Source organism: Paenibacillus sp. S-38, from assembly GCF_049942825.1.
Taxonomy (GTDB): Bacteria; Bacillota; Bacilli; order Paenibacillales; family NBRC-103111; genus Paenibacillus_G.
Genome location: NZ_CP187970.1, coordinates 6,299,354 through 6,320,364, shown reverse-complemented (window position 1 = coordinate 6,320,364; position 21,011 = coordinate 6,299,354). Strand labels below are relative to the sequence as shown.

At 61.0% G+C, this 21,011-nt stretch carries 14 protein-coding genes and 1 riboswitch; of the genes, 7 read left to right on the top strand and 7 right to left on the bottom strand.

Annotated features, from left to right (window positions below):
- Window positions 1–293: 293 nt before the first annotated feature.
- Complete coding sequence (yhfH, locus tag ACP26L_RS27675; RefSeq protein ID WP_426448264.1) at window positions 294–485, bottom strand: protein YhfH; 192 nt, start codon at window positions 483–485, stop codon at window positions 294–296.
- A gap of 331 nt (window positions 486–816) precedes the next feature.
- Here yhfH and ACP26L_RS27670 point away from each other — a divergent pair, with 331 nt between their 5' ends.
- Window positions 817–1,740: a pectinesterase family protein gene (locus ACP26L_RS27670; RefSeq protein WP_426448262.1), complete on the top strand. Its 924-nt coding sequence runs from the start codon at window positions 817–819 to the stop codon at window positions 1,738–1,740.
- Window positions 1,741–2,525: 785 nt separating this feature from the next.
- On the opposite strand, the gene ACP26L_RS27665 is transcribed toward ACP26L_RS27670, so the two are convergent.
- Window positions 2,526–3,731: an acyl-CoA dehydrogenase family protein gene (locus ACP26L_RS27665; RefSeq protein ID WP_426448260.1), complete on the bottom strand. Its 1,206-nt coding sequence runs from the start codon at window positions 3,729–3,731 to the stop codon at window positions 2,526–2,528.
- A gap of 267 nt (window positions 3,732–3,998) precedes the next feature.
- Here ACP26L_RS27665 and ACP26L_RS27660 point away from each other — a divergent pair, with 267 nt between their 5' ends.
- From ACP26L_RS27660 to ACP26L_RS27640, 5 genes are all read left to right on the top strand, one after another.
- Window positions 3,999–6,530 carry a transglycosylase domain-containing protein gene (locus ACP26L_RS27660; protein ID WP_426448258.1) on the top strand — a complete coding sequence of 844 codons (2,532 nt, stop codon included), beginning with the start codon at window positions 3,999–4,001 and terminating at the stop codon, window positions 6,528–6,530.
- A 427-nt stretch (window positions 6,531–6,957) separates the two neighbouring features.
- Window positions 6,958–7,099: riboswitch (cyclic di-AMP (ydaO/yuaA leader) on the top strand.
- Window positions 7,100–7,990 (top strand): NlpC/P60 family protein, encoded by an 891-nt coding sequence (locus ACP26L_RS27655; RefSeq protein WP_426448257.1) that lies wholly within the window; start codon window positions 7,100–7,102, stop codon window positions 7,988–7,990.
- A 219-nt stretch (window positions 7,991–8,209) separates the two neighbouring features.
- Window positions 8,210–9,235, top strand: a complete 1,026-nt coding sequence (locus tag ACP26L_RS27650; RefSeq protein ID WP_426448255.1) for an ROK family protein — start codon at window positions 8,210–8,212, stop codon at window positions 9,233–9,235.
- 63 nt (window positions 9,236–9,298) lie between these two features.
- Complete coding sequence (locus ACP26L_RS27645) at window positions 9,299–10,000, top strand: gamma-glutamyl-gamma-aminobutyrate hydrolase family protein (protein ID WP_426448253.1); 702 nt, start codon at window positions 9,299–9,301, stop codon at window positions 9,998–10,000.
- 109 nt (window positions 10,001–10,109) lie between these two features.
- Entirely contained in the window at window positions 10,110–11,078 is a 969-nt protein-coding gene (locus tag ACP26L_RS27640; RefSeq protein WP_426448251.1) for an alpha/beta hydrolase, read from the top strand.
- Window positions 11,079–11,212: 134 nt separating this feature from the next.
- On the opposite strand, the gene ACP26L_RS27635 is transcribed toward ACP26L_RS27640, so the two are convergent.
- The 3 genes from ACP26L_RS27635 to ACP26L_RS27625 form a co-directional block, all read right to left on the bottom strand.
- Entirely contained in the window at window positions 11,213–11,959 is a 747-nt protein-coding gene (locus tag ACP26L_RS27635) for an amino acid ABC transporter ATP-binding protein (protein WP_426448249.1), read from the bottom strand.
- 14 nt (window positions 11,960–11,973) lie between these two features.
- Window positions 11,974–12,633, bottom strand: coding sequence for an amino acid ABC transporter permease (locus tag ACP26L_RS27630; RefSeq protein ID WP_426448248.1), 660 nt, complete (start codon window positions 12,631–12,633; stop codon window positions 11,974–11,976).
- An 84-nt stretch (window positions 12,634–12,717) separates the two neighbouring features.
- Window positions 12,718–13,497 carry an amino acid ABC transporter substrate-binding protein gene (locus tag ACP26L_RS27625; protein ID WP_426448246.1) on the bottom strand — a complete coding sequence of 260 codons (780 nt, stop codon included), beginning with the start codon at window positions 13,495–13,497 and terminating at the stop codon, window positions 12,718–12,720.
- Window positions 13,498–13,901: 404 nt separating this feature from the next.
- Here ACP26L_RS27625 and ACP26L_RS27620 point away from each other — a divergent pair, with 404 nt between their 5' ends.
- A complete protein-coding gene (locus tag ACP26L_RS27620; RefSeq protein WP_426448245.1) occupies window positions 13,902–14,093 on the top strand; it encodes a hypothetical protein in 192 nt (63 codons plus the stop codon).
- Between the two features lie 186 nt (window positions 14,094–14,279).
- On the opposite strand, the gene ACP26L_RS27615 is transcribed toward ACP26L_RS27620, so the two are convergent.
- Together ACP26L_RS27615 and ACP26L_RS27610 are read right to left on the bottom strand one after the other, a co-directional pair.
- Entirely contained in the window at window positions 14,280–18,119 is a 3,840-nt protein-coding gene (locus tag ACP26L_RS27615; RefSeq protein ID WP_426448244.1) for a family 43 glycosylhydrolase, read from the bottom strand.
- Window positions 18,106–20,898, bottom strand: a complete 2,793-nt coding sequence (locus ACP26L_RS27610; RefSeq protein ID WP_426448242.1) for a family 43 glycosylhydrolase — start codon at window positions 20,896–20,898, stop codon at window positions 18,106–18,108. The genes ACP26L_RS27615 and ACP26L_RS27610 overlap by 14 nt, the downstream gene beginning before the upstream one ends.
- Between the last annotated feature and the right edge of the window lie 113 nt (window positions 20,899–21,011).

The window sequence follows — 21,011 nt, the reverse complement described above, 5'->3', positions numbered from 1 at the left end:
TGGCGGCACTGGCTGCTTTAAGGGACACCGAAGGAGATCATGGAGGCTGCGAGCCTCCTGATGGCAGGGTGAACATGCGGAACAGCATGCGTACGAAGGCGATTGCCCTTCAAGACGCATGCTGTTCTTTTTTGTACACAGGATGGATGCTCGTTCGTCTGCAGTACGATCGTAGAGTTTTCTGCGGCGTCCTCCTGCTGAAATCCCGTCCCCCCTCAGCATCCAGCCGGTCGTGTTCGTGTTCACGGCCGTGAGAGCCTTGGGCGGACAGGCCGCTGCTTCCGCCCGCAGTCTTAGGAGGAGACCGGCGGCTTCAGGGGAGCGAACCTGGACGGCTTGATGTCATAGAAGGTATACCCCCGGCACGAAGAGCACGTGCTGATATGACAGTCGAACAGCTCCTCCATCACTTCGCCGCATTGAGTACAGGATTTGGAGGTGCTCAGGGTACCGGAAGGTTGATGTTCTTGGATACGTGGCTGCATAGGGAAGGCCTCCTTGGATTCTTTTAATATAGTGATACAGTTGATGTGTTAGATGAATTGTATTATATATTATAATAAAATACAACAATAAAATAATTGATTAATGTTAATATTATAATACAGTGTCAGCTGACAACCAGATGCAATTCCGGCCGAACGGGACAAGAAATGGGGGAGAGGCTTGAGGGGGTGTGGGTTTATAATGGATAGCAGAAGGCGCTGCGGACGGGACCGGAACTCCTGCCGGTAAGCCGGCAATGTCCAATAGACCAGAGATATTCATGCGGGCTTGCCCGGTCAGGCGCGGTGCAAGGGAAAGGAAGAGTGGGATATGAGGTACATAACCGTGTCGCAAGATGGACAGGGAGATTACATCAGTATTGGTGACGCCATCGAAGCGGTCCGCGTGCTTCCGCTGGAACCGGTAACGATCTATGTGAAGAATGGGGTCTACCGCGAGAAGCTGGTTGTGCCCGATAACAAGCCGAATCTTACGCTTGTCGGGGAAAGCGCAGAGGGGACGGTTATCGCTTGGGGCGACTATGCGAAGATGACGGACGATCGCGGCCGGGAGATTGCGACCTTCCGTACGGCAGCGCTCAAAGTGGAGGCGGACGACTTCCGTATGGAAAACCTGACTGTACAGAATACGGCAGGGTACGGTCCGGAGATCGGTCAGGCGGTTGCCTTGTACACGGCGGGAGACAGACAGGTGTACCGGGGGGTCCGGCTGCTCGGCTGGCAGGATACGCTTTATACGAGCCGGGGGCGCCAATATTTTGAGGACTGTTATATTGAGGGGCATGTCGATTATATATTCGGATCGGCGACCGTGTTCTTCGAATCATGCAAGATTCACAGCCTGCGCGGAGGCTATATTACCGCCGCTTCTACAGCGGAGCACACGGAGCTCGGCTATGTGTTCCGCGGCTGCCGTCTGACCGGTACGGCGGAGGAAGCATCGGTCTACCTGGGCCGGCCTTGGCGCCCTGCTGCGCATACGGTCTTTATCGACACCTGGATGGGACTGCACATTCATCCGGCCGGCTGGGATAACTGGAGCAATCCGGACAATGAGCGGACCTCCCGCTATGGGGAGTACGGCAGCACGGGACCGGGCGCGGCACCGGCGGCGCGGGTGTCTTGGGCCGCAGCTCTGACGGAGTCGGAGGCCAAGGCGCTGGATGTACAGCGCGTGCTGGGCGGCCATGACGAGTGGAACCCGGATGCCGCAGAGGCGGAGGCGCAGAGGTAGGCGGAGGGTGCAGTGGTTACGATGGCCCTTGGCAGCAGCGGCGATAGGGCGGCAATGATGAAATAGAGGAACTCAGATAAACTCAGATTCGCTATTTGCGGGAATCTGTGGAAATTACGCTCAGTGCGAGGTGATAAGATACCTGAGTTCCGTTATTGCGTGGGAAATGACGGGAAATAATCAAAAAAAGCATTATAGTTCCTTTATCGGATCCGGCGGGAGGCAAGCTGTCCTGAAGGCACGTAGTTCAGGAGTATCTTTTCCGCGTGAGCCCATCGTCATAAAAAGAAACCCCTCGTACCCGATCATTGGGTAGAGGGGTTTCTGGTGCGTACAGCGCTGCGCCGGGCGAGGCGCCCGCGAGCTGGCGCGCCCGAGCGTCGGCCCCGCGACGCAGCGTTCGCCCGGCGAGGTCCCGCGAGCTGGCGCGCCCGAGCGTCGGTCCCGCGACGCAGCACTGCGCCGGGCGAGGCGCCCGCGAGCAGAGCGCGCCCAGGCGTCGCCCCCGCGCCGCAGCGCTGCGCCGGGCGAGGCGCCCGCGTGCAGAGCGTGCCCGTGCGTCGCCCCCGCGACGAAGCGCTGCGCCCGGCGAGGCGCCCGCGGGCAGAGCGCGCCCGAGCGTCGCCCCCGCGCCGCAGGACTGCGCCCGGCGAGGCGCCCGCGAGCAGAGCGCGCCCAGGCGTCGCCCCCACGCTGCAGCACAGCGCCGGGCGAGGGCCCGCGAGCTGCCCGCGCCCGGTCGCCCCCGCGCCGCAGCGAGGCGCCCGGCCGTCGCACCCCCGCGGCTACTCGCCGCCGGGGTGCTGCACGCGCTTCTCGCGCTCGGCGAGCGCCCGGGCAGCCAACCCCGCGATGACGATATCGTCCATCGGCGGGTTGTGCAGCCCTGCGCGGACATCGCGGTAGAGCCGCTCAAGCGGGCAGCGGCGCGAGAGGCTGGCTCCGCCGACGATCCGCATGGCCAGGTCGACGATCCGCTGCGCGCTGTTCACGGCCGTATACTTGGCGAGAGCGATCTCGCTCTTCATCGAGAGGCGGCCCTGCGGGTCGGCATCCCAGCGGTCGGCGGCCGTGTAGAGGAGCGTGCGCGCCGTCATCCATTCCGCCTCCATCTCCCCGATCTGGCGGCGGATATGCGGCAGCTCCGAGATCGGGGCGCTCAGGCTGTTCGGGGTATAGGTCAGCGCATAGTCCAGCGCCCAATCCCTGGCCGCCCAGGCAATCCCGAGGTAGCACGCCGGAATATGGAGCAGCCATCCGGTGTCCTCTTCCGCCGGATGCTTCACCTCGGATGTGAGGCGGATGACTTCGGCGTCCGGGACGAAAGCCCCGTCCAGAACGACATCATGACTGCCGGTAGCCCTCATGCCGAGCGTGTTCCATGTCTCTTCCACCCGCACCGCGTCCGTCCGGCGTACAAAAAATTCACCGATATCCTCCGTTCCCGCTATCGCGGCCGTCACGGTAAACTGCCGGAGGATGGGGCTTAGCGTGCTGAACGTTTTGCGCCCGTGAAGGAGCCAGCCGCCATCGGTCCGCCGGGCCGTGGTAGCCGGTCTGCCTCCGCGGCTCGGCGACCCGGTCGCCGGCTCCGTCGCCAGCAGGTTGGTGAGCGCGCCGTGCTCCACCACCTCCCGGCAGAAGGAAGCGTACAGCGCTTCAGGCCAGGACCTCGTGTAGCGCAGATGGAACATCTGCACGAGATGCCAGCCCACTGCAAGCGCCGTGGAGCCGTCTCCGCGGGCCAGCCGCTCTTGAGCGAGCACGAGCTCATATAAGGAGGCTTCTTCGCCTCCGAGTTCCCTTGGCACCGTAAGCGCAAGGTAGCCGTCCGCCCGGAGGTCGGCAAAGTTGTCGAAGGGGAAGCTTCCCTCCTCGTCATGCTTCGGCGCCCGCTCCGCGAACACAGCCGCCAAGCGCTCCGCCCGGGAGGCGAGGGCCGCCTCCCGTTCGCTGCGGACCCACCTGTCCGCTATCCCTTGCTGGATCATCTGCTGCAATCCCCCCTGCGCATAAGATCGGCATCCGTCAGATGCCGGCTCCTTTTTTTGAAATGGACTCGCGGTTCTGCTCTATGTACTCCAGATTAACGCGCAACATACCTAATGGATGATGGGACTATCCCTGCCTGCCTTCCATTGTAGCATAGCCATGAAGAGGAGGGGGAGCGACAAGGAAGGCGTTGATCCGCCTGCTTGTTTACCTTGGCCGCTCTTCGGGTAATAATCCTGAAAAAAGGTAAGGGCGGGGATTAAGGTATGGAGCCTTCTCAGGAAACACAGCAGCAGCCCAAGAAAAAAGCGTCTCCCTTCAAAATCATCCTGCTTCTGCTCGGGTCCGTGCTTGCGGTTGTCGGACTTGGCGGTCTCGGCTGGGGGTATCAGACGTACCGGCAGATGTACACCGCTATGGACATTTCGCTGCTGGACAAGGAGCCGGCCCGTTCGACCTTTTTCTATGACCGCACCGGCGCCGTGATTACCGAGCTGACGAACGCAAGGATGGAATATATGCCGCTGAGCCATTTTCCGAAGATCATGCTGGATGCGGTTACGGCTGTGGAGGATTCGCGGTTCTACGAGCATCAGGGGCTGGATTACCAGGGGATTGCACGCGCGTTATACCAGAACCTGAAGTCGGGGTATACGGTAGAGGGCGGCAGCACGATCACCCAGCAGCTGGCCAAAACGATGCTGCTCACCCCGGAGCAGACGTATCAGCGGAAGCTGAAGGAGGCCGTGGCTTCGCTGAAGATTGAAGATACATACAGCAAGGATCAGATTCTCGAAAAATACCTCAACTACATTTATTTCGGGGAAGGGGCGTGGGGACTGCAGCGCGCTTCCGAGACTTATTTTGGCAAGGATGCTTCCCAGCTTACGCTGGCGGAAAGTGCCCTGCTCGCCGGGATTCCCAAGTCTCCGACGAATTATTCGCCCGTGAAGAAGCCTGAGGACGCCAAGGAACGGCGGAACCTCGTGCTGTCCCTCATGGCCGATCAGGGGAAAATCACGCCGGCGCAGCGGGACGAGGCGATGAAGGAAGAGATCAAGCTTGCCGCACCGGCTGCCCAGCAGACCGCTAAGATCTATCCCTCCTATATCGACCATGTCATCAACGAAGCCTCCCAGAAGTATGGACTGACGGAGCAGCAGATTTTGTCCTCCGGCCTGCATATTCACACGAACCTCGATCCCAAGGTGCAAAAGGCGGCGGAAGAGGTATACCGGAATCCCGACTTTTTCCCCGAGGATAAAGGGGGGCTGCAGAGCGGGATCGTCCTGATGGAGCCGCAGACGGGGGCGGTGCTGGGGATCGTAGGCTCCCGCAATCCGGACCCGAAGTTCCGGGAGTTCAATTACGCGACTCAGAATGAACGCCAGCCCGGATCGGCGATCAAGCCGCTGCTCGTCTATGCGCCCGCCTTGGCAGCCGGTTACGGGCCCAGGGACCAGATTTACGATACGGAGACGGATTTCGGCGGCGGATACACACCCATGAACTACCGGAGGCAGTTCCACGGGTGGGTCACGCTGGAGGAAGCGCTGATCGAATCGTACAACATTCCGGCCGTCGCCCTCCTGAAGGAGATCGGGATCGACCGGGGGCTCGAGTTCGGCCGCAAGGCCGGGCTGCCGCTGCAGGAAGCGGATCGTACCCTTGGGATTGCGCTGGGCGGTATGAGCAAGGGCACCTCCCCGCTGCAGATGGCGCAGGCCTATACAATGTTTGCCAATAAAGGTAATCTCGCCAAGGCGTATGCGATCCGCAAGATCACGGATGCGCAGGGCAATCTGGTCGGCCAGGAAGCGCAGCCGGTGCTTGAGCCGATGCTCGACCCGGGTGCGGCTTATACGATGACGAGGATGCTGGAGAAGGTCGTCACGGAAGGGACCGGCCTCAGTGCGAGGATGGACAGGCCGGTGGCCGGCAAGACAGGGACGACCCAGCTGCCGGACACGCCGGAATTCAAGGACCGCCGGGGCAGCCAGATCGACGGGTCCAAGGATGCCTGGTTCGTCGGCTATACGCCCGAGATTGTGGCGGCCGTGTGGCTCGGCTATGAGAAGACGAACAAGGATCACTATCTGACGACAACCGGAGGCAAATACCCGGCCGCCTTGTTCAAGGAGGTGGTCAGCCGGGCGCTCAAGGATGTGCCGGTGACGGCTTTTGCCAAGCCGGAAAAATACCGCGCCTATGCCGGGGGCCGCAAGCGGGTTAACGGCGAGAACGCGCCGAAGTATGCGGAACGGTCCGGGGAAAGCGAGACCGCCGCAGCAGAAGCGCCGGCCGCTCCCGCTGCGGCAGCGGCACCTCAGGATTCCCCGGGAAATACGGGGAATCCTGAGGGAGCCCAGGCCCAGGCGTCTACGGCGACGGCTGCCAAAGGCGAGGTACGGCCGGCGGAGGCCGGTGCCGCGAAGGAGCAGACCGGCGGCCAGCCTGCGGCTGAGGGCGGCACGCCGAGCGGCGGCGCCGCGCCGGCAGCGGGCGGAGACGCCGGCACGGGTGGAGCTGCCGGCTCAGGCGGAGCGGCGGGCGGCACCGCGCCGGCAGCAGGCGGAGACGCCGGCACGGGCGGAGCGGCGGACGGCACTGCGCCGGCAGCGGGCGGAGACGCCGGCACGGGTGCAGCGGCCGGCGCAGGCGGAGCGGCGGACGGCACCGCGAAGCCGGCCGGAAGCGAGCCCGCGCCGCAGACGGCGGGCGGCGGAGAAGCGGAGGCGCCGGCACCGGAGGCGGCGGTAGGCGAGGCGGTGGATACCGGCACAGGCACGACGCCGTAGCGGAGGCGGGATCAGCCCGCAACGCATGCCGCGTGCACGGGGCCCCAAGCGCCCTGCGCCATTGATGCCGAGGCAGCCTGCACACTCTACGGCGGAACCCTGTCTGTCAGGGTGAAGACTGGCTTCTATGTAGCTCCATCCCGTCCGGGAACGACAGCTTGGTCTTTTGCCCATACTTAGCCGGACAACCGCTCGACAGCGGATGTGATGCTAATTTATCCAACCTCTACTTAGGTTCTATGACCATTATCTATGGTTTGACCATCACTATGATAGATCGCCTGCTCACCAAGCGGCGGTCTATTTTATTTTGAATAATTTGTTAAAGTTGTGTCGAAAATCGTAAACCTCGCCGATATAAGGAAGATATTAGGAAATCCACTGTTTCATGGTTTGAACATCACAAAAAGGCTGTGCTAGTCTAATAAAAAAATACAGGCCGAATCCAGTTCAGCAAAAGATCTGGTACGGGGGATTCTTCACATGGGGTGAATGTTCGGTTTATCGAACTAGGGAGCAGCCTCTTCCGAATCCGTCAACTAACCTCGGAGGCCGCAGGAGGAATCAGGTTGAATCTTCGTTTTTACCGAAAGCTTGTTTTGTCGTGCGCATTTTCTGCCGTAGGCGTGCTTGGGATGCTTCATGCCCAGGGCGCGGAAGCGGCCACCAATGTTAAAATTCAAATCAACGACAGTCTCGTTCCATTTCCGGAGGCCCAGCCCTTCATCGATAACGCCAATCAAATGCAGATTCCGCTGCGTGCTCTGACCGAAGAGCTTGGCTATCGGATCGGGTGGGAGAAGGACGGGGACGTTGTTAAAGTCACTTTAAAGAACAGCAGCCAGACCATCGCCCTTCAGACGGGCAGCCGTAAGGCGGAAGTGGACGGAAAGTCCGTCCAACTGGACTCTGCGGTTCAATTCTTGAACGGCAGCGTGTATCTTCCTCTGCGGTTCGTCTCCGAAACCTTCGGTTACCGCATCCAGTGGGATGCCGACAACCGCATCGCGATCATCAACCAAGACGGCCGGTATCATGCGCCGGCCTGGTACAAGCCGCAGATTGCGGCCGGGGCCGTGCAGCAGCCGGCGCAGGCAACGCAGACCCTGCAATCGTCGATCCTCCAGACGGCGTCCAAGTACATGGGGACGCCTTATGTCTGGGGCGGCAGTTCTCCCGGCGGATTTGACTGCTCGGGGTTTGTCGGTTACGTATTCGCCCAGTGGGGGACCAAGCTTCCCCGTACCTCGGTTGAGATGTACCAGTCGGCAGGCACCGCGGTTACGGATCTGCAGGCAGGGGATCTGGTCTTCTTCGCCGAAGGCGGCCGTGTCTCCCACGTAGGGATCTATACCGGGAACGGCCAGTTCATCTCGGCGGCCAGCTCCACGGGTGTCTCGGTAGCCAGCATCACGACAGGTTACTGGGGCAAAAAGTACGTGGGAGCCAGACGCGTGTAAGGACTTATATCATTCTTTCATTAGAAGTGCAGCCAAGCAAAGGACTCGCCGTGGGCGGGTCCTTTTCCTTTTGTACGTAGAAGTCCGGATAAACCACGCAAGCAGCTCCACCTTTTTAATCTAACAAAATTCCATGTTTTCAACCCATAATTCCATTAATGGCAGAGGGCCTGAGGAGTACACTACTATGCAGAAAATGATACAAGGGGGACCCTGAGGATGGAGAACTATATCATTGGGATTGACTTGGGCGGCACGAATATCAAATCGGCTGTTTTCACTTCGGCGTTCAAGCCGGTTATCGAACGAAGCGATCTTACGGAGGCCGCTTTGGGGCCGGCGCATGTGCTGAACAAAATCAAATCGATCCTAAAGATGATGCTTGTGGAGGCAGCAATCGATCTAAACTCGGTGCTGGGCATGGGGATGGGGATTCCGGGGCTGCTGGATCCGCAGGAGGGAATTTCCATTTTTTCTCCCAACTTTCCACAGTGGGAGAATATCCACGTGGTGAAGGAGATGCAGCGAGAGTTCCCGTTTCCAGTATTTATCGATAATGATGTTCGCGTGAATTTGTATGGGGAATGGTTGTTTGGCGCAGGGGTGGGGGGCCGGAACATGGTCCTGCTCACACTGGGGACGGGATTGGGTTCGGGCATTCTGGCTGAAGGGAGAGTACTGTATGGCCATACCGCTTCGGCCGGAGAAATCGGCCATATGAACATCGTCCGGGGAGGAAGGCCGTGCCGCTGCGGAAGCTCGGGCTGTCTTGGCAGGTATGTCTCTGCCACAGGCATGGTCAGGACGTTCACAGAGGAGCTTGAAAAAGGCAGGGAGAGCCTCATCCGCAGCTGGGTGAAGGACGATCCCGGGCAAATCACCGCGAAGATGATCTCCGATGCTTACGATCGGGGAGATGCTCTGGCGATCGAAGTGATGCAGGAGACGGGGGAACTGCTCGGCTTTGGTCTTGCTGCCGTCATCAACCTGTTCAATCCCGAGCTCATCATGATCGGCGGGGGCATGTCGGCTGCGGGGGACCGATTGCTGAATCCGGTCCGGGCTGTCATTCGGAAGACCGCGTTGAAGCTTTCGTCTGAAGCGTGTCAAGTGGTTCAGGCGGCGTTAGGCAGCAGATCCGGTGTGCTGGGGGCCGCCGCTTATGCTTCCATGCGAATGGAGCCACCCGGCGCACCGTCATTATTTCATAACAATCCATCCCTATCATCCGGAGATCGGATATAATGGGATTTACATTTCACTAGAAAACACCGCTGTCCGGGGGAGGAACTCAGAATGATAAGGCCCATGATCGGAGTATTGCCGCTATACGATAAGGAAAAAGAGAGCTACTGGATGCTGCCGGGCTACATGAAAGGGATTGAGGCTGCAGGGGGGATTCCTGTCATGCTCCCGTTAACCACGGATCCGGAAGTCATTGTCACGATGGCTCAGCGGTTCGACGGCTTTCTTTTTACAGGGGGGCATGATGTGCATCCGGAGCTCTATGGGGAGAGCGTCGAGCCGGTGTGCGGCGAGCCGTGCAGGGAGCGGGACGAGATGGAGAGGATCCTGTTCCGGGAAGTGACGGCCATAGACAAGCCCGCTTTCGGCATCTGCAGGGGACTGCAGTTGTTCAATGCCCTGCTCGGCGGCACGCTCTATCAGGATATTCCAACGCAGCTGGGATCCCATAGTAAGGTCCTGCATCAACAGCAGCCCCCCTATGATAAACCGGTTCACAAGGTATACATAGAGAAGGGAAATCCGCTTCACGAGATGCTCCAAACGGAGTCCATGGAGGTCAACAGCTACCACCATCAGGGCATCAAGCAGTTGTCCGCCCAATTGGTGGCCGTAGCCAAAGCGGAGGACGGCATGATCGAAGCGGTGAGGATGCCGGACAAGAAGTTTGTCCTGGCTGTGCAGTGGCACCCGGAATTCAGCTATACCTCTGACCCATATAACTTCAGGTTGTTCGAGGAATTCGTGGGCAGCTGTCAGAGGTAAGAGAGGCCTTGCCTTGTTCGCGGCTGATTAGAGCCTGTCTGCTTGCGGGTAATGTCATTACGTCCAAGCAAAAATGGCAGGGGAACCCAACCGTGAAGGAGAGATAACCATGGCAAAGCACGTTCGGCTGGAACCAAAAGCGCAGAAGTTCGCGGAGGATACGGCGAAGCCTCCGTATCTGTTTGATCTCGGGCCCGAGAAGGGACGGGCCAAGGTGGATGAAGTGCAGTCCGGCGAAGTCACGAAGCTGCCGGTCGATATCGAGGAGCGGACGATCGAGGGCGGACCCGGAGGCACGGTGTCCGTGAACATCCTGAGACCGGTGAACGCTTCCGAGCAGCTGCCGGTCATCGTCTACATTCACGGGGCCGGCTGGGTGTTCGGCAATGCCCATACGCATGACCGGCTGGTCCGGGAGCTGGCGGTCGGCGCTCAGGCCGCCGTCGTGTTCCCGAACTACAGCCTGTCGCCGGAAGCGAAGTACCCGGCCGCGATCGAGGAGGTCTATGCCGTCGTCGACTGGGTGGCGAAGAACGGACGCGATCTGGGCCTGGACCCGAACCGGCTGGCGGTGGCGGGCGACAGCGTGGGGGGCAACATGACGGCCGCCGTCACCCTGATGGCCAAGGAACGCGGAGGCCCGGCGATTCGCCAGCAGCTGCTGTTCTACCCCGTAACCGACGCTTCGTTCGATACGGAGTCGTACCGCGAATTCGCCGAGGGCTACTTCCTCCGCCGCGATGCAATGCAGTGGTTCTGGGACCAGTACACGAAGAGCGAAGCGCAGCGCGCTGAGATCACGGCGTCTCCGCTGCGCGCAACCACCGAGCAGCTGGAGGGCCTGCCTCCGGCGCTGGTGATCACCGCCGAGGCCGATGTGCTGCGCGACGAAGGCGAAGCCTACGCGAACAAGCTGCGCGAAGCCGGTGTGCGCGTCACGGCCGCCCGCTTCCAGGGCACGATCCATGACTTCGTCATGCTGAACGCCCTGGCGGACACCGCGGCTGCCCGCGGAGCGATCGCTCTTGCGACGGCCTGGCTGCGCGAAGGGCTGGGGGAGAAGATGGGCGAGCAGTGAGACACGGCAGAGCCCTTCTCCGGAAGCAGCCGCGCACCAACCGGATAGACGACAAAACCGCAGCCTCTCTCGGAAGAGAAAGGGCTGCGGTTTTGTGGTTTAAAGGACGGCGAAGCCGTTGATCCGGTTTCGTGTTACTGGTAGCTGCGGCTCAGGAAAGCCTTCGTCCGCTCGTGCTGCGGGGAGCCGAAGAGCTGCTCGGGCGGACCGGACTCGATGATCTCGCCGTTATCCATGAAGAGGACGCGGCTGGCGACTTCACGGGCGAAGCCCATCTCGTGCGTGACGACGATCATCGTCATGTGCTCCTCCGCGAGGCTCTTCATGACCTGCAGCACTTCGCCGGTGAGCTCGGGGTCGAGGGCCGAGGTCGGCTCGTCGAAGAGCAGAATCTCCGGGTTCATCATCAGCGCGCGGGCGATGGCGACCCGCTGCTTCTGGCCGCCGGAGAGCTTGGCCGGGTAGGCCTCGGCGCGGCCGGTGAGGCCCACCTTCTCGAGCATCTCGCTGCTGCGGCGGCGCAGGGTCCCGGCGGACTCGCCCTTCACGAGGCGGGGAGCAAGCTCCAGGTTCTCCTGCACGGTCAGGTGCGGGAAGAGGTTGAAGTGCTGGAACACCATGCCCATCTTGGCGGTGATCCGCTTGATCTCTTGCGGCTTCGAGTAGACGCCGTCCCGGACGAGATCCTCGCCGGCTGCACGGATCGTGCCGCCATTGATCTGCTCCAGGTGCACAAGTGAGCGGAGCATCGTGCTTTTGCCGGAGCCGGAGGGGCCGATGACCGCCACGACATCGTTCTTGTTGACATCGAAGGTGATGCTCTTCAGCACATCGAGCGTGCCGTATGATTTTTTGAGGCCGGATACTTCAATGATAGCCACGTGCGCCATTCCTTTTATTCAAATTTGAAACGCCGCTCCAGCCACTTGAAGAGCGCGGTCAGGGCGAGCGTCATGATCAGGTAGATTACGCCGGCGAAGAAGAACGGAACGATCGTAAAATCGCGGTTGACCACCGTCTGGGCATAGTGCAGCAGCTCCGGTACGGCCACGGCGTAGAGCAGGGCGGTATCCTTGACGAGCGTGATCGATTCGTTGGACACCGACGGCAGCGCGACACGGAACATCTGCGGCAGAATGATGCGGGTGGTGGTCTGCCACTTGCTCAGACCCAGCACCTGCGAGGCTTCATACTGCCCCTTGTCGATGGCGAGCAGGCCGCCGCGGAAGATCTCGGCGAAGTATGCCGCGTAGTTCAGGATGAAGCCGAGGCATGCCGCGGTGAAGCGGTCGAGCACCAGGTATTCGCCGATGACCGGGATCATCGGGAGACCGAAGCAGATGAAGAGCAGCTGCAGCAGCAGCGGGGTGCCGCGCATAACATAGATGTAGCTGTGGGCAAGCCAGGACAGGGGCTTGATGCTGCTTTTGACAGCAAGTGTAAGTGCGAAGCCGAGCGGAATGGAAGCGGCGATGGCGATGAGGAAGAGCAGCACCGTCATCTGCGCTCCTTCGAGCATCGGCTTGATCATCGAGATATAATCTCCTGCGGACATGAAAGAATTCCCCCAAAAAGCAAAACCGGATTTCCGGGAAGAAATCCGTTCTGCTGATCTTGTTTCAGTTGTTTGACACTTGTGCTACTTCAGAACCTTGTCTTCGCCGAACCACTTCTGCGAAATTTTGGCGGCCGTGCCGTCCTGGTTCAGCTCATCGAGCGCCTTCTGCAGCTTCTGGAGCAGGGCGTCGTTGCCTTTCTTGACGCCAACGCCGTACTCTTCGGGAGCGAGGGATTCGCCCATGAGCTTGAACGTATCCTTCTCTTTGGCCATGTAATACTTCACGACCACTTCGTCAATGACAACCGCATCCACACGGCCGATCTTGAGGTCGCTGAGCGCAAGAACGTTGTCCGCGTATTCGGTGACCGTCTTGATCTTGGCTTTGACCGGATTCTCATTCAGCGCATCCGCTGCCGAAGAGAGGGACTGCAGGCCGACCGTCTTGCCTTCAAGCTCATCCAGCTTCGTCAGGTTCGACTTGGCCAGCGTCACCACAACCTGTGCGTTCTTCAGGTAAGGCTTCGTGAAAAGAACCTTGCCCTTCCGCTCTTCGTTGATCGTATAGCCGTTCCAGATCAGGTCGATCCGTCCGCTGTTCAGCTCGGACTCCTTCGTCTTCCAGTCGATCGGCTGGAATTCCACCTCGGTGCCCATCTTCTCGGCTGCCGCCTTCGCGTAGTCGATATCGAAGCCGACAATCTCGTTCTTCTCGTCACGGAAGCCCATCGGGGCGAACTTGTCGTCGATCCCGATCACAAGCTTCTTGTTCCCGCCTGCGGCGCCGTTGTCGCCGGAGCATCCGGTCAAAATGGAGAATGCGGCTGTTAATACAAGACCCATGGCTGCCAAACGTTTCATCACAACAAAAACCACCTTTTATGAAGTATGCCTGTTGAACTTTGCTTTAGTGCGTTACCACTTTATCAAGAATCCCATAATATCATAATCTAGCAAATCGTGTCGAGGCTCCTGCAAAAAGAAAAATAATTCCAAATAGAATGTCACTGGCGGAGCCTTGCATGCGGATGGATAAGGGACGGTTGGTTCATAGGGTGCGGCGGTGAAAGTACGGCGGTTAATTGCAGAAACCGCGGCGGATGCTTCCGGGGAATGTTCATAAATGGAAGAAAAGAAAGCGCATCCGTGCCCCCACAAACATGCAGGGCGCTGCGTATCCTCTAGTACCAGATCAACTTGGAGAGAAGACCGGCTGTAACTTAACTAAACAAACCAAGACATCGTGCAAAGGGGGAAAAAGGGACATGACCGTCCATGATTTGCGGCAGAGAATTCAGTACATGCAGTATCTCGGCTTCGACGAAGCGAAGAAAATGTGGGTGTATACCTACCGGGAGAAGTATAAGCACAGAGGCGTGTTCGGGCTCGTGTCCGGCAAGCAGAAGGTTGTTGTGCTGCCTTCGCTGCACGGCTTGAATCTCAAGAAGGCATTTTAGGGGTGCGGGTACGCAAAAAAAGGAAAGCCTGATCTACACGGCGGTGCCGGTGGATCAGGCTTATTTGGTATAGGTTCGAGCGGGAACCAAGACAGGTCCCAATGGGAATGGCTCCTTGAACCTGTCTTGTCCGCTGAACGCTGAACTTATGATTCGTTCACCCGGACGGGCCGCCCCCTGCGGCTGCTATTCAAAAACCGCCGGGGGTGCAGCCGGCTTCAAGCTGGAGGAGGAGGGACTCTCCCCCTCCCAGACGAACACCTTCACCTTGTGTCCCGCCGCTGCGGCCGGGAACGTCAGGCTGAGCTTGGCCGTTTGCTTCTCTTGGCCGGTCATGTCCACGGACACGTACTGCGAGTCGGCCATGGTGCCCGCGCTGTCATAGCGCGCCATCATCACCACAAGACGGCCTGCAGCCTGCTTGCGGCTGCTGATCGTGACGGCTGCCTCCAGCTTGCCGCCCGCGCCGGGGCGCTCCGGACTGAACACGGTCTCCGCCGTATAGTCGGCATCCGGCGTAACCGTAACCGCTGCCGTGACGGAAGCCGCAGGACCCGCCTGCTTGCCGGAGACGAGCGGGCCGAAGTTCGGCGTACCGTCCGCATTCCAGGTCAGCCGCTTCACGCGCGTATGGCGGTTCGGATCGTAGAGCGGGTCGCCCTCGATATCCTTGTACGGACGGGCGTGGTAGACGAGTAGATCCGTCGTTCCGTCTTCGGCGACCGTGAAGGAGTTATGGCCCGGACCGTACTGGCCCGCCTCTTCACTGCTGACCAGCACCGGCTCCGGTGACTTCGTCCAGGACTTCGGATCGAGGAGGTCCGCCGAATCGGATGCCGTCAGTAGCCCCAGCGCATACCGGTCGTTGGTGGCGCTGGCCGAGAAGGAGATGAAGATTCGGCCGCCCCGCTGGAGCACGCTCGGTGCCTCATTCACCCAGTACTTCTGGCGCTCCCAGGCATAATCCGGGGTGGAGATCAGTACCTGATCGCCTGAGATCGTCCACGGGCTGCTCATCGGGGCGATGTACAGGTTGGAGATCCCGTTCTCCTTCTGGGCCCAGACGAAGTAGCGCTTGCCGTTATGCTCGAATGTCGTGGCATCGAGGGAGAAGTCGGAGAAGGATACCGTGTTCGACGCAGGCTTCCCCATCATGCCTTTCTCGGTCCATGTTCCGGTTAGCGGGTTCGCATCCGCGCATTCCAGGACATAAGGGCGGATCTTCCAGATATCCTCCTTGCTTCCCGCGGCGAAGTAGATGTACCACTTGCCGTCGATGAAGTGAATCTCCGGCGCCCAGATATGCGCGCCCATCTCGCCGGACGCATGCTTCTGCCAGACGGTGACTTCCTCCGCTTCGGCGAGGCCCTGAATGGATTTCGCGCGGCGCAGGATAATGCGGTCATACTCCGGAACGGAGGCGGTGAAATAATAGTAGCCGTCCTCCGCTTTCAGGATGTGCGGGTCGGCCCGCTGTTCAATCAGCGGATTGGTGTAGGATTCCGCCGCGGCCGAACCCTGCACCGCGAAGGTGCCGGGCTTGTCATAAGCGGAGACCGGCACATCGGACCAGGTGACCGGAAGCGCCTTGACCGTGCCGTCGCTGTAGCGGGCGCTCACCGTATCCGGGAGCTCCGGCGCCTGCCCGGCCGCGGTCTCTGCCTTCACTTCGTCGATGCTGACGAGCTCCGCCACGCTGATCCGCGCGGAGGCCGGCAGCGCCGTGCTGAAGACGGTCCCGTTCAGCGTGAACGTGCCGAGTGCGGACAGCTTCTCGATCGGGAGGCGTTCCCACGTAACCGGAACCTCGGCCGTATGGCCGTCATAGTGGCGGACGGTGACCTTGTCCGGCAGGGTCGGCGGGAAGTCCTTGGTGGTCGTCACCCGCACCTCATCTACAGAGACAATACTGTCTGCGAGGACGGTGACCTGGAAAGCCCGGGTTTCCTTGTACTCCCCGCGGCTCAGTTCAGCCGTCAGGGTAACGGATGCATCCCGCTCTTCCTTCGCCGGACGGGTAACCCGGCCTGTGGAGGAGACCACCGCCGGCTTGTCGGAGGTCCAGGAGATGCTGACACCGTTCCCGCCTTGACCCGGCAGTTCCAGGTCGGAGACGACCCCCGTCGTATCGCCGAGCGTTAGGACTTCCTTCGCTGCAGCGACCGCTTCCCGGTCGGAGTACGAGCTCGTGACGATCCCTGCGACTTCCTGCTGCGGGAGGGCCTTGTTGTAGATCCGGAAATCCCTAAGCTTGCCGTCCAGATAAGGATCGGCGGTCCAGTTCGATTTGGCGATATAGTTGTAGGCCGTCTCGCCGTAATCCGACGGCTTCTTGGTGGAGGTGCCGGCCGCAGCCGTCTTGCCGTTGACATAGATCGTGTAGACGGTGCCCGACTTGGTCACGGCCACGTGCGTCCACTGCCCGACCTTCGGGGCGCTTGATGTGGCGTCGGCGATGCTGCCCTCCATGTCGTAGCGGAGGTTCGTCGTCAGGAACATCTTGCCGGCGCTGACGCCGGTGCCGAAGTCGAAGATCCGCGTCCAGTCGCCGGTCTTGGAGTCGATATAGACCCAGGTGGCGAGTGTAAAATCATCCAGCGAGCTCATGATCCCGGCCGGCAGCTGCACATACTGCTTCTTCGCGTTGTCGAAGTCGATGGCCGTCTTCTCTTGCACGCTCGTGAGGACCGGGCCGTTCACGGCGGTCGCGTTCCGCCCATGGCCGGAAGCATCCGGAACCGTCGTGCCGTTCAGCGCGTCGAACCTGTACCAGGTGACCAGTCCTTCCGGGATGCCGCCGGACACCGTGACCACGGCTTCGGCCTGGGCAGCCGTACCTGCGAGGCTGCCCTTCACCGTGAACCGGCTGTCCGGCTCCGCATACTGGGATGGGTCGATCTCAGCCCACGTGACAGGCACCTCGGCCTTCGTGCCGTTGTTATAGACGGCGGTGACCACCGAAGGGAGCGAAGGCGCCGAGCCGGCGGCCGTGATGACCCGGGCGGGCTCGGCCGAGACGATCTGCAGCTCCGCCAGTACCGTAACGTTAGCCGCCGCGGGGAGCGGGGAGCCTTCGGCGGTGCCGTTCACGGTGAACGTGCCTTCGGCGGCATAGGCCCCGGAGGGGATGCTGTCCCATGTGACGGATACCGGCTCGGTGGTGCCGTCGCCGAACCTCAGGTTCACTGTGGAGGGAAGATCAGGGGCGACCCCCGCGGTCGTGCGGACCTCGGCCGCTTCGACGGACACGACCTCCGCCTGGGCTCCGGCCAGCGTCCGGATCTCCTGCCATCCGAGCGCGCGGCTGTAGAGACGGAAGTCCGCCACCCTGCCGTCCAGGCCCTTGCCGGCGCCCTGTTCCCAAGGGAACTGGGTGTACCCGATGTAGTTATACGTGCTTGCGATGTCGCCGGGCAGCGCCTTCATCCCGGCCAGCGTGCCCTGGAGTACGCCGTCCACGTAGAGCGAGTTCGTCTTCCGGGTGCCCGAGATGACGGTCGTGACGTGCTTCCACGACTTGGCCGGCACCGGGTCCATGTTCAGGAACTGGTTGCTGCCGAAGCCGGTTTGGAACAGCTCCAGAGAGCTCTTCGATGCGTCGTTGACCGGGGCGAAGTTCAGTCCGGAGAACGCCTCATTCGTACTGTCCTTGTAGTTGCCAAAGCTGTACAGGGAGGCCCAGGGCTTAGCCGTATCCATGTACACCCAGGCGGAGACCGTAAGGTCGGTCAGCCCGTCCAGGATGCCGGCCGGCATCTTGACGTAAGCCCCGGAGCCGCTGAGATCGACGGCTCCGCCTTTGTCCGTGGCGGTAATCTTCGCATCGCCGACGAGTTCGCCGTTATGTCCGCCGCCCGAGGAGTCCGCCGCCGTACGGGAGTCCGTCCCGTCTTCGAAGGCATAGCGGAGCAGCAGCCCGTCGTCTGCGGACGCAGCGGATGCCCGCTGGATCGACAGGGAGGTGAACGGGGCGGCCAGCAGCGTGAACGCCGTGATGCACGAGACGATTCGGTTAGCGAGTCTCATGGGAGGGTCCCCCTTCCTTCAGGAATGTGTTCCAGATCCGGTGCAGCATAACGGCCGTCTCGGCCCGGGTGGCGCTGCTGCGCGGGTGGAGTGCGCCGCCGTCGCCTTGGACCACGCCGGCCCGGATCAGCGCCGCGGTGCTCTCGGCGGCATAATCCGCGACGTCCGCCGCGTCGGCGAACGCCTTCAAGTCGTTCGGGCTTCCGCCAAGCTCCGCTTGGTTCGTCAGCTTCAGGGCGCAGGCGATCAGGACCATCATGTCCTGGCGCGAGATCTCGGCCTGCGGATCGAAGCGGCTGCCGTCTACACCGTCCGTGAGGCCCAGCGACTTGGCTAGGCTTACCGCTTCATAGTAGTAGTCGCCCGGCTGTACGTCCTCGAAGCCGCCCCCCTGCGGGGTTCCCTTCAGCCCGAAAGCCCTCACGAGCAGCAGGATGAAATCCGCACGGGAAACCGGCCGTCCGGGCTCGAAGGTCGTTTCGGAGGTGCCTTGGACGATCCCTTGGGCGGCCAGGGCTTCAATGGCTTCCCCGGCCCAGGAAAAGCCTTCTTGCACATCGCTGAAGATAGGAACGGCAGGCTTGGCGGGGCCGGGCTTCGTGCCGGGGGCGCTGCTGCCGCCATTGGCGGAGCCGCTGCCCTGCCCTGGGCTTGCCGTCCCGCTTCCGGCCGCCGGAGCGGAACCGCCGCCCGCACCGCTGCCGGAGTCGCTGTCCTCATCATCGTCGTCACGGCTGTCGCTGCCGCCCTCTGTACCGCCTCCTGTTCCGTTCCCGGAGTCACTGCCTCCGCCATTATTGCCCCCGGTGGACACAGGCGTGTATTCGAACTTCGCCGTATAGGGCTCGGCCACATCGGCCGCCCCGACGCTGACCTGGTATTCGCCCTTCACCGGATTTGCCAGGGGAATGCCGAACGTGAAGCCGCCGCCCTCGCCGCTCGTCGTCTGGTCGAGGAAGTCTACCGTCCCGTCAGGCTTCTTCACACGGACCGCAATCTCATTGCCCGCCCCGTAGGTGGAGTGGCCTTCGACCGAGACTCTCTTCGCTTCGGCGCTCACGCCGATCTTCACGTTCGTAATGGCTCCGGCCGTGCCGGCCGCTTCGACCGTAACATCCGCGGACGCCGCATAGTGGCCCTCCTCGGTCAGCGCCGTGATGGTCGCGGTACCCGGTGAGTTGGCCTGCATGGTGACGGTGACCGTACCGCTCTCCCCGTGAAGCACAGGCGTGCCGACCACTGCGATCTTCGGGTCGCTGGAGGTGAACGTCACCTTCGGATTCAGTGCGGAAGCCGGCTGTACGGATGCCGTCAGCACCGACTGGGCGCCCTTCTGGAGCAGAAGCGACTGCCCATCAAGCGTGATGCCGCGGACATCCGCTTCGGCAGTGCGGAAGGTGGCATCCGCTTCGGCCGCCCCACCGCTCAGGGCCTCTACCAACAGCTTGGAGCCGGTGTGCCTCAGGTAATTGCCGGGAAGGGAGTAGGCCTCGAAGGAGGACAGGGAGGCATCCGCGAGTCCCGGGGCTGCCTTGAAGGTAGCGCTTTGGGCAAAGGCCGCGGTGCCGTCATGCTTCGCAAGCATCACGGCGGAGCCGTCATGCCTCAGGTAATAGCCGGGCTTGTCCACTGACTGCAGGGACACATAGCCTGCGCCCGAATCGGCCAGACCCGGCACCGGATACCACTTGGAATCGAGGATGGAGCTGTCGACCGGATCGAGCCTTACGCCGCCGTCCAGATGCCGTACGTACTTATTCGGCTCGTTATAGGACTGAAGCTTGTACGCCGTTCCATCCAGTCCCGTCGACGTCGGAGCCACCCTGCGGATCGTGCCGTCCGCATTGTAATACAGGCGGTCGATGGCCACCGAACGCCGGTACTGCCCGCCTGTCGGCAGAGAGCTGTTGTGGTACACAAGGTAGGATTGGCCCTTGAAGTCAATGATTGCCTGGTGGCTCGTATTGCTCGCCGAAGCATCGCTGCCGTCCTTTGTCAGCGCGTCCAGCAGCAGGCCCTGGTACTCCCATGGACCGGTGGGGGAGCTGCTCGTTGCATACGCGAGCTCTTCCGGGTAATTATGGGCAAAGGAGAGATAATACGTGCCGTTATGCTTATGTATCCATGGCGCTTCCGTATAAGTGCCTTCCATGTTGTTGATCGTAACGCGGTGGATCTCCCCGTCAAGCTCGGTCATATTCGGTTTGAGCTTGGCGTAGTAGCAGTGGGTGTTTCCCCAGTACAGATAGGCCTGTCCGTCATCATCGATGAACACGGTCGGGTCGATATCGTCCCACGGGGCACTGCCCATGCTCTCGGGAGCCTGGGTCATCGGGCTGCTCACGAGCGGCTTGCCGAGGGCGTCCTTGAAGTCTGAGGTCGGATTGTCCGAGGTGGCGACACCGATCGAATAGCCGGTGCCGTCCTGGTTCAGCACGGTGACATACCAGTAGAACCGGCCGTCCCGCTCGGTCAATTGGCTGGCCCAGGCGGAATTCGGCTGGGCCCACGCGAACGTGCTCAGGTCAAGCGAGCCTTCCTTGGTCCAGTGGACCATATCGGTCGAGGAGTAGATCAGCCAGTCTTTCATCACAAAAAAATTGCCGTTCGCCGCAGCTTCGTCATGCCCGGTATAGAGATAGACCTTGTCGCCATGAACGAATGCGGCCGGGTCGCCGGTGAACGCGTCCTTAATGACGGGATTGTCCGCATAAGCGGCTGGAGCGCAGACGGACGTGAGCAGCGCGGCGAGTACGAGCGTTGAAGCCCATTTTTTCATACGCGGCCTCCTGGAATTGGAATGGTAGTGCCTTTATGGAAGCGAGCTTAGAAGGTTGGTGTCCGGTTCCCCCCTTACCTGATGACAGACCATAGTCGTCAGTATATTGGCTT

Coding starts and splice junctions, on each gene's coding strand:
- ACP26L_RS27650 (WP_426448255.1), top strand. CDS start 8,210: ATGGAGAACTATATCATTGGGATTGACTTGGGCGGCACGAATATCAAA.
- ACP26L_RS27640 (WP_426448251.1), top strand. CDS start 10,110: ATGGCAAAGCACGTTCGGCTGGAACCAAAAGCGCAGAAGTTCGCGGAG.
- ACP26L_RS27665 (WP_426448260.1), bottom strand. CDS start 3,731: ATGATCCAGCAAGGGATAGCGGACAGGTGGGTCCGCAGCGAACGGGAG.
- ACP26L_RS27645 (WP_426448253.1), top strand. CDS start 9,299: ATGATCGGAGTATTGCCGCTATACGATAAGGAAAAAGAGAGCTACTGG.
- ACP26L_RS27620 (WP_426448245.1), top strand. CDS start 13,902: ATGACCGTCCATGATTTGCGGCAGAGAATTCAGTACATGCAGTATCTC.
- ACP26L_RS27610 (WP_426448242.1), bottom strand. CDS start 20,898: ATGAAAAAATGGGCTTCAACGCTCGTACTCGCCGCGCTGCTCACGTCC.
- ACP26L_RS27615 (WP_426448244.1), bottom strand. CDS start 18,119: ATGAGACTCGCTAACCGAATCGTCTCGTGCATCACGGCGTTCACGCTG.
- ACP26L_RS27670 (WP_426448262.1), top strand. CDS start 817: ATGAGGTACATAACCGTGTCGCAAGATGGACAGGGAGATTACATCAGT.
- yhfH (WP_426448264.1), bottom strand. CDS start 485: ATGCAGCCACGTATCCAAGAACATCAACCTTCCGGTACCCTGAGCACC.
- ACP26L_RS27630 (WP_426448248.1), bottom strand. CDS start 12,633: ATGTCCGCAGGAGATTATATCTCGATGATCAAGCCGATGCTCGAAGGA.
- ACP26L_RS27660 (WP_426448258.1), top strand. CDS start 3,999: ATGGAGCCTTCTCAGGAAACACAGCAGCAGCCCAAGAAAAAAGCGTCT.
- ACP26L_RS27625 (WP_426448246.1), bottom strand. CDS start 13,497: ATGAAACGTTTGGCAGCCATGGGTCTTGTATTAACAGCCGCATTCTCC.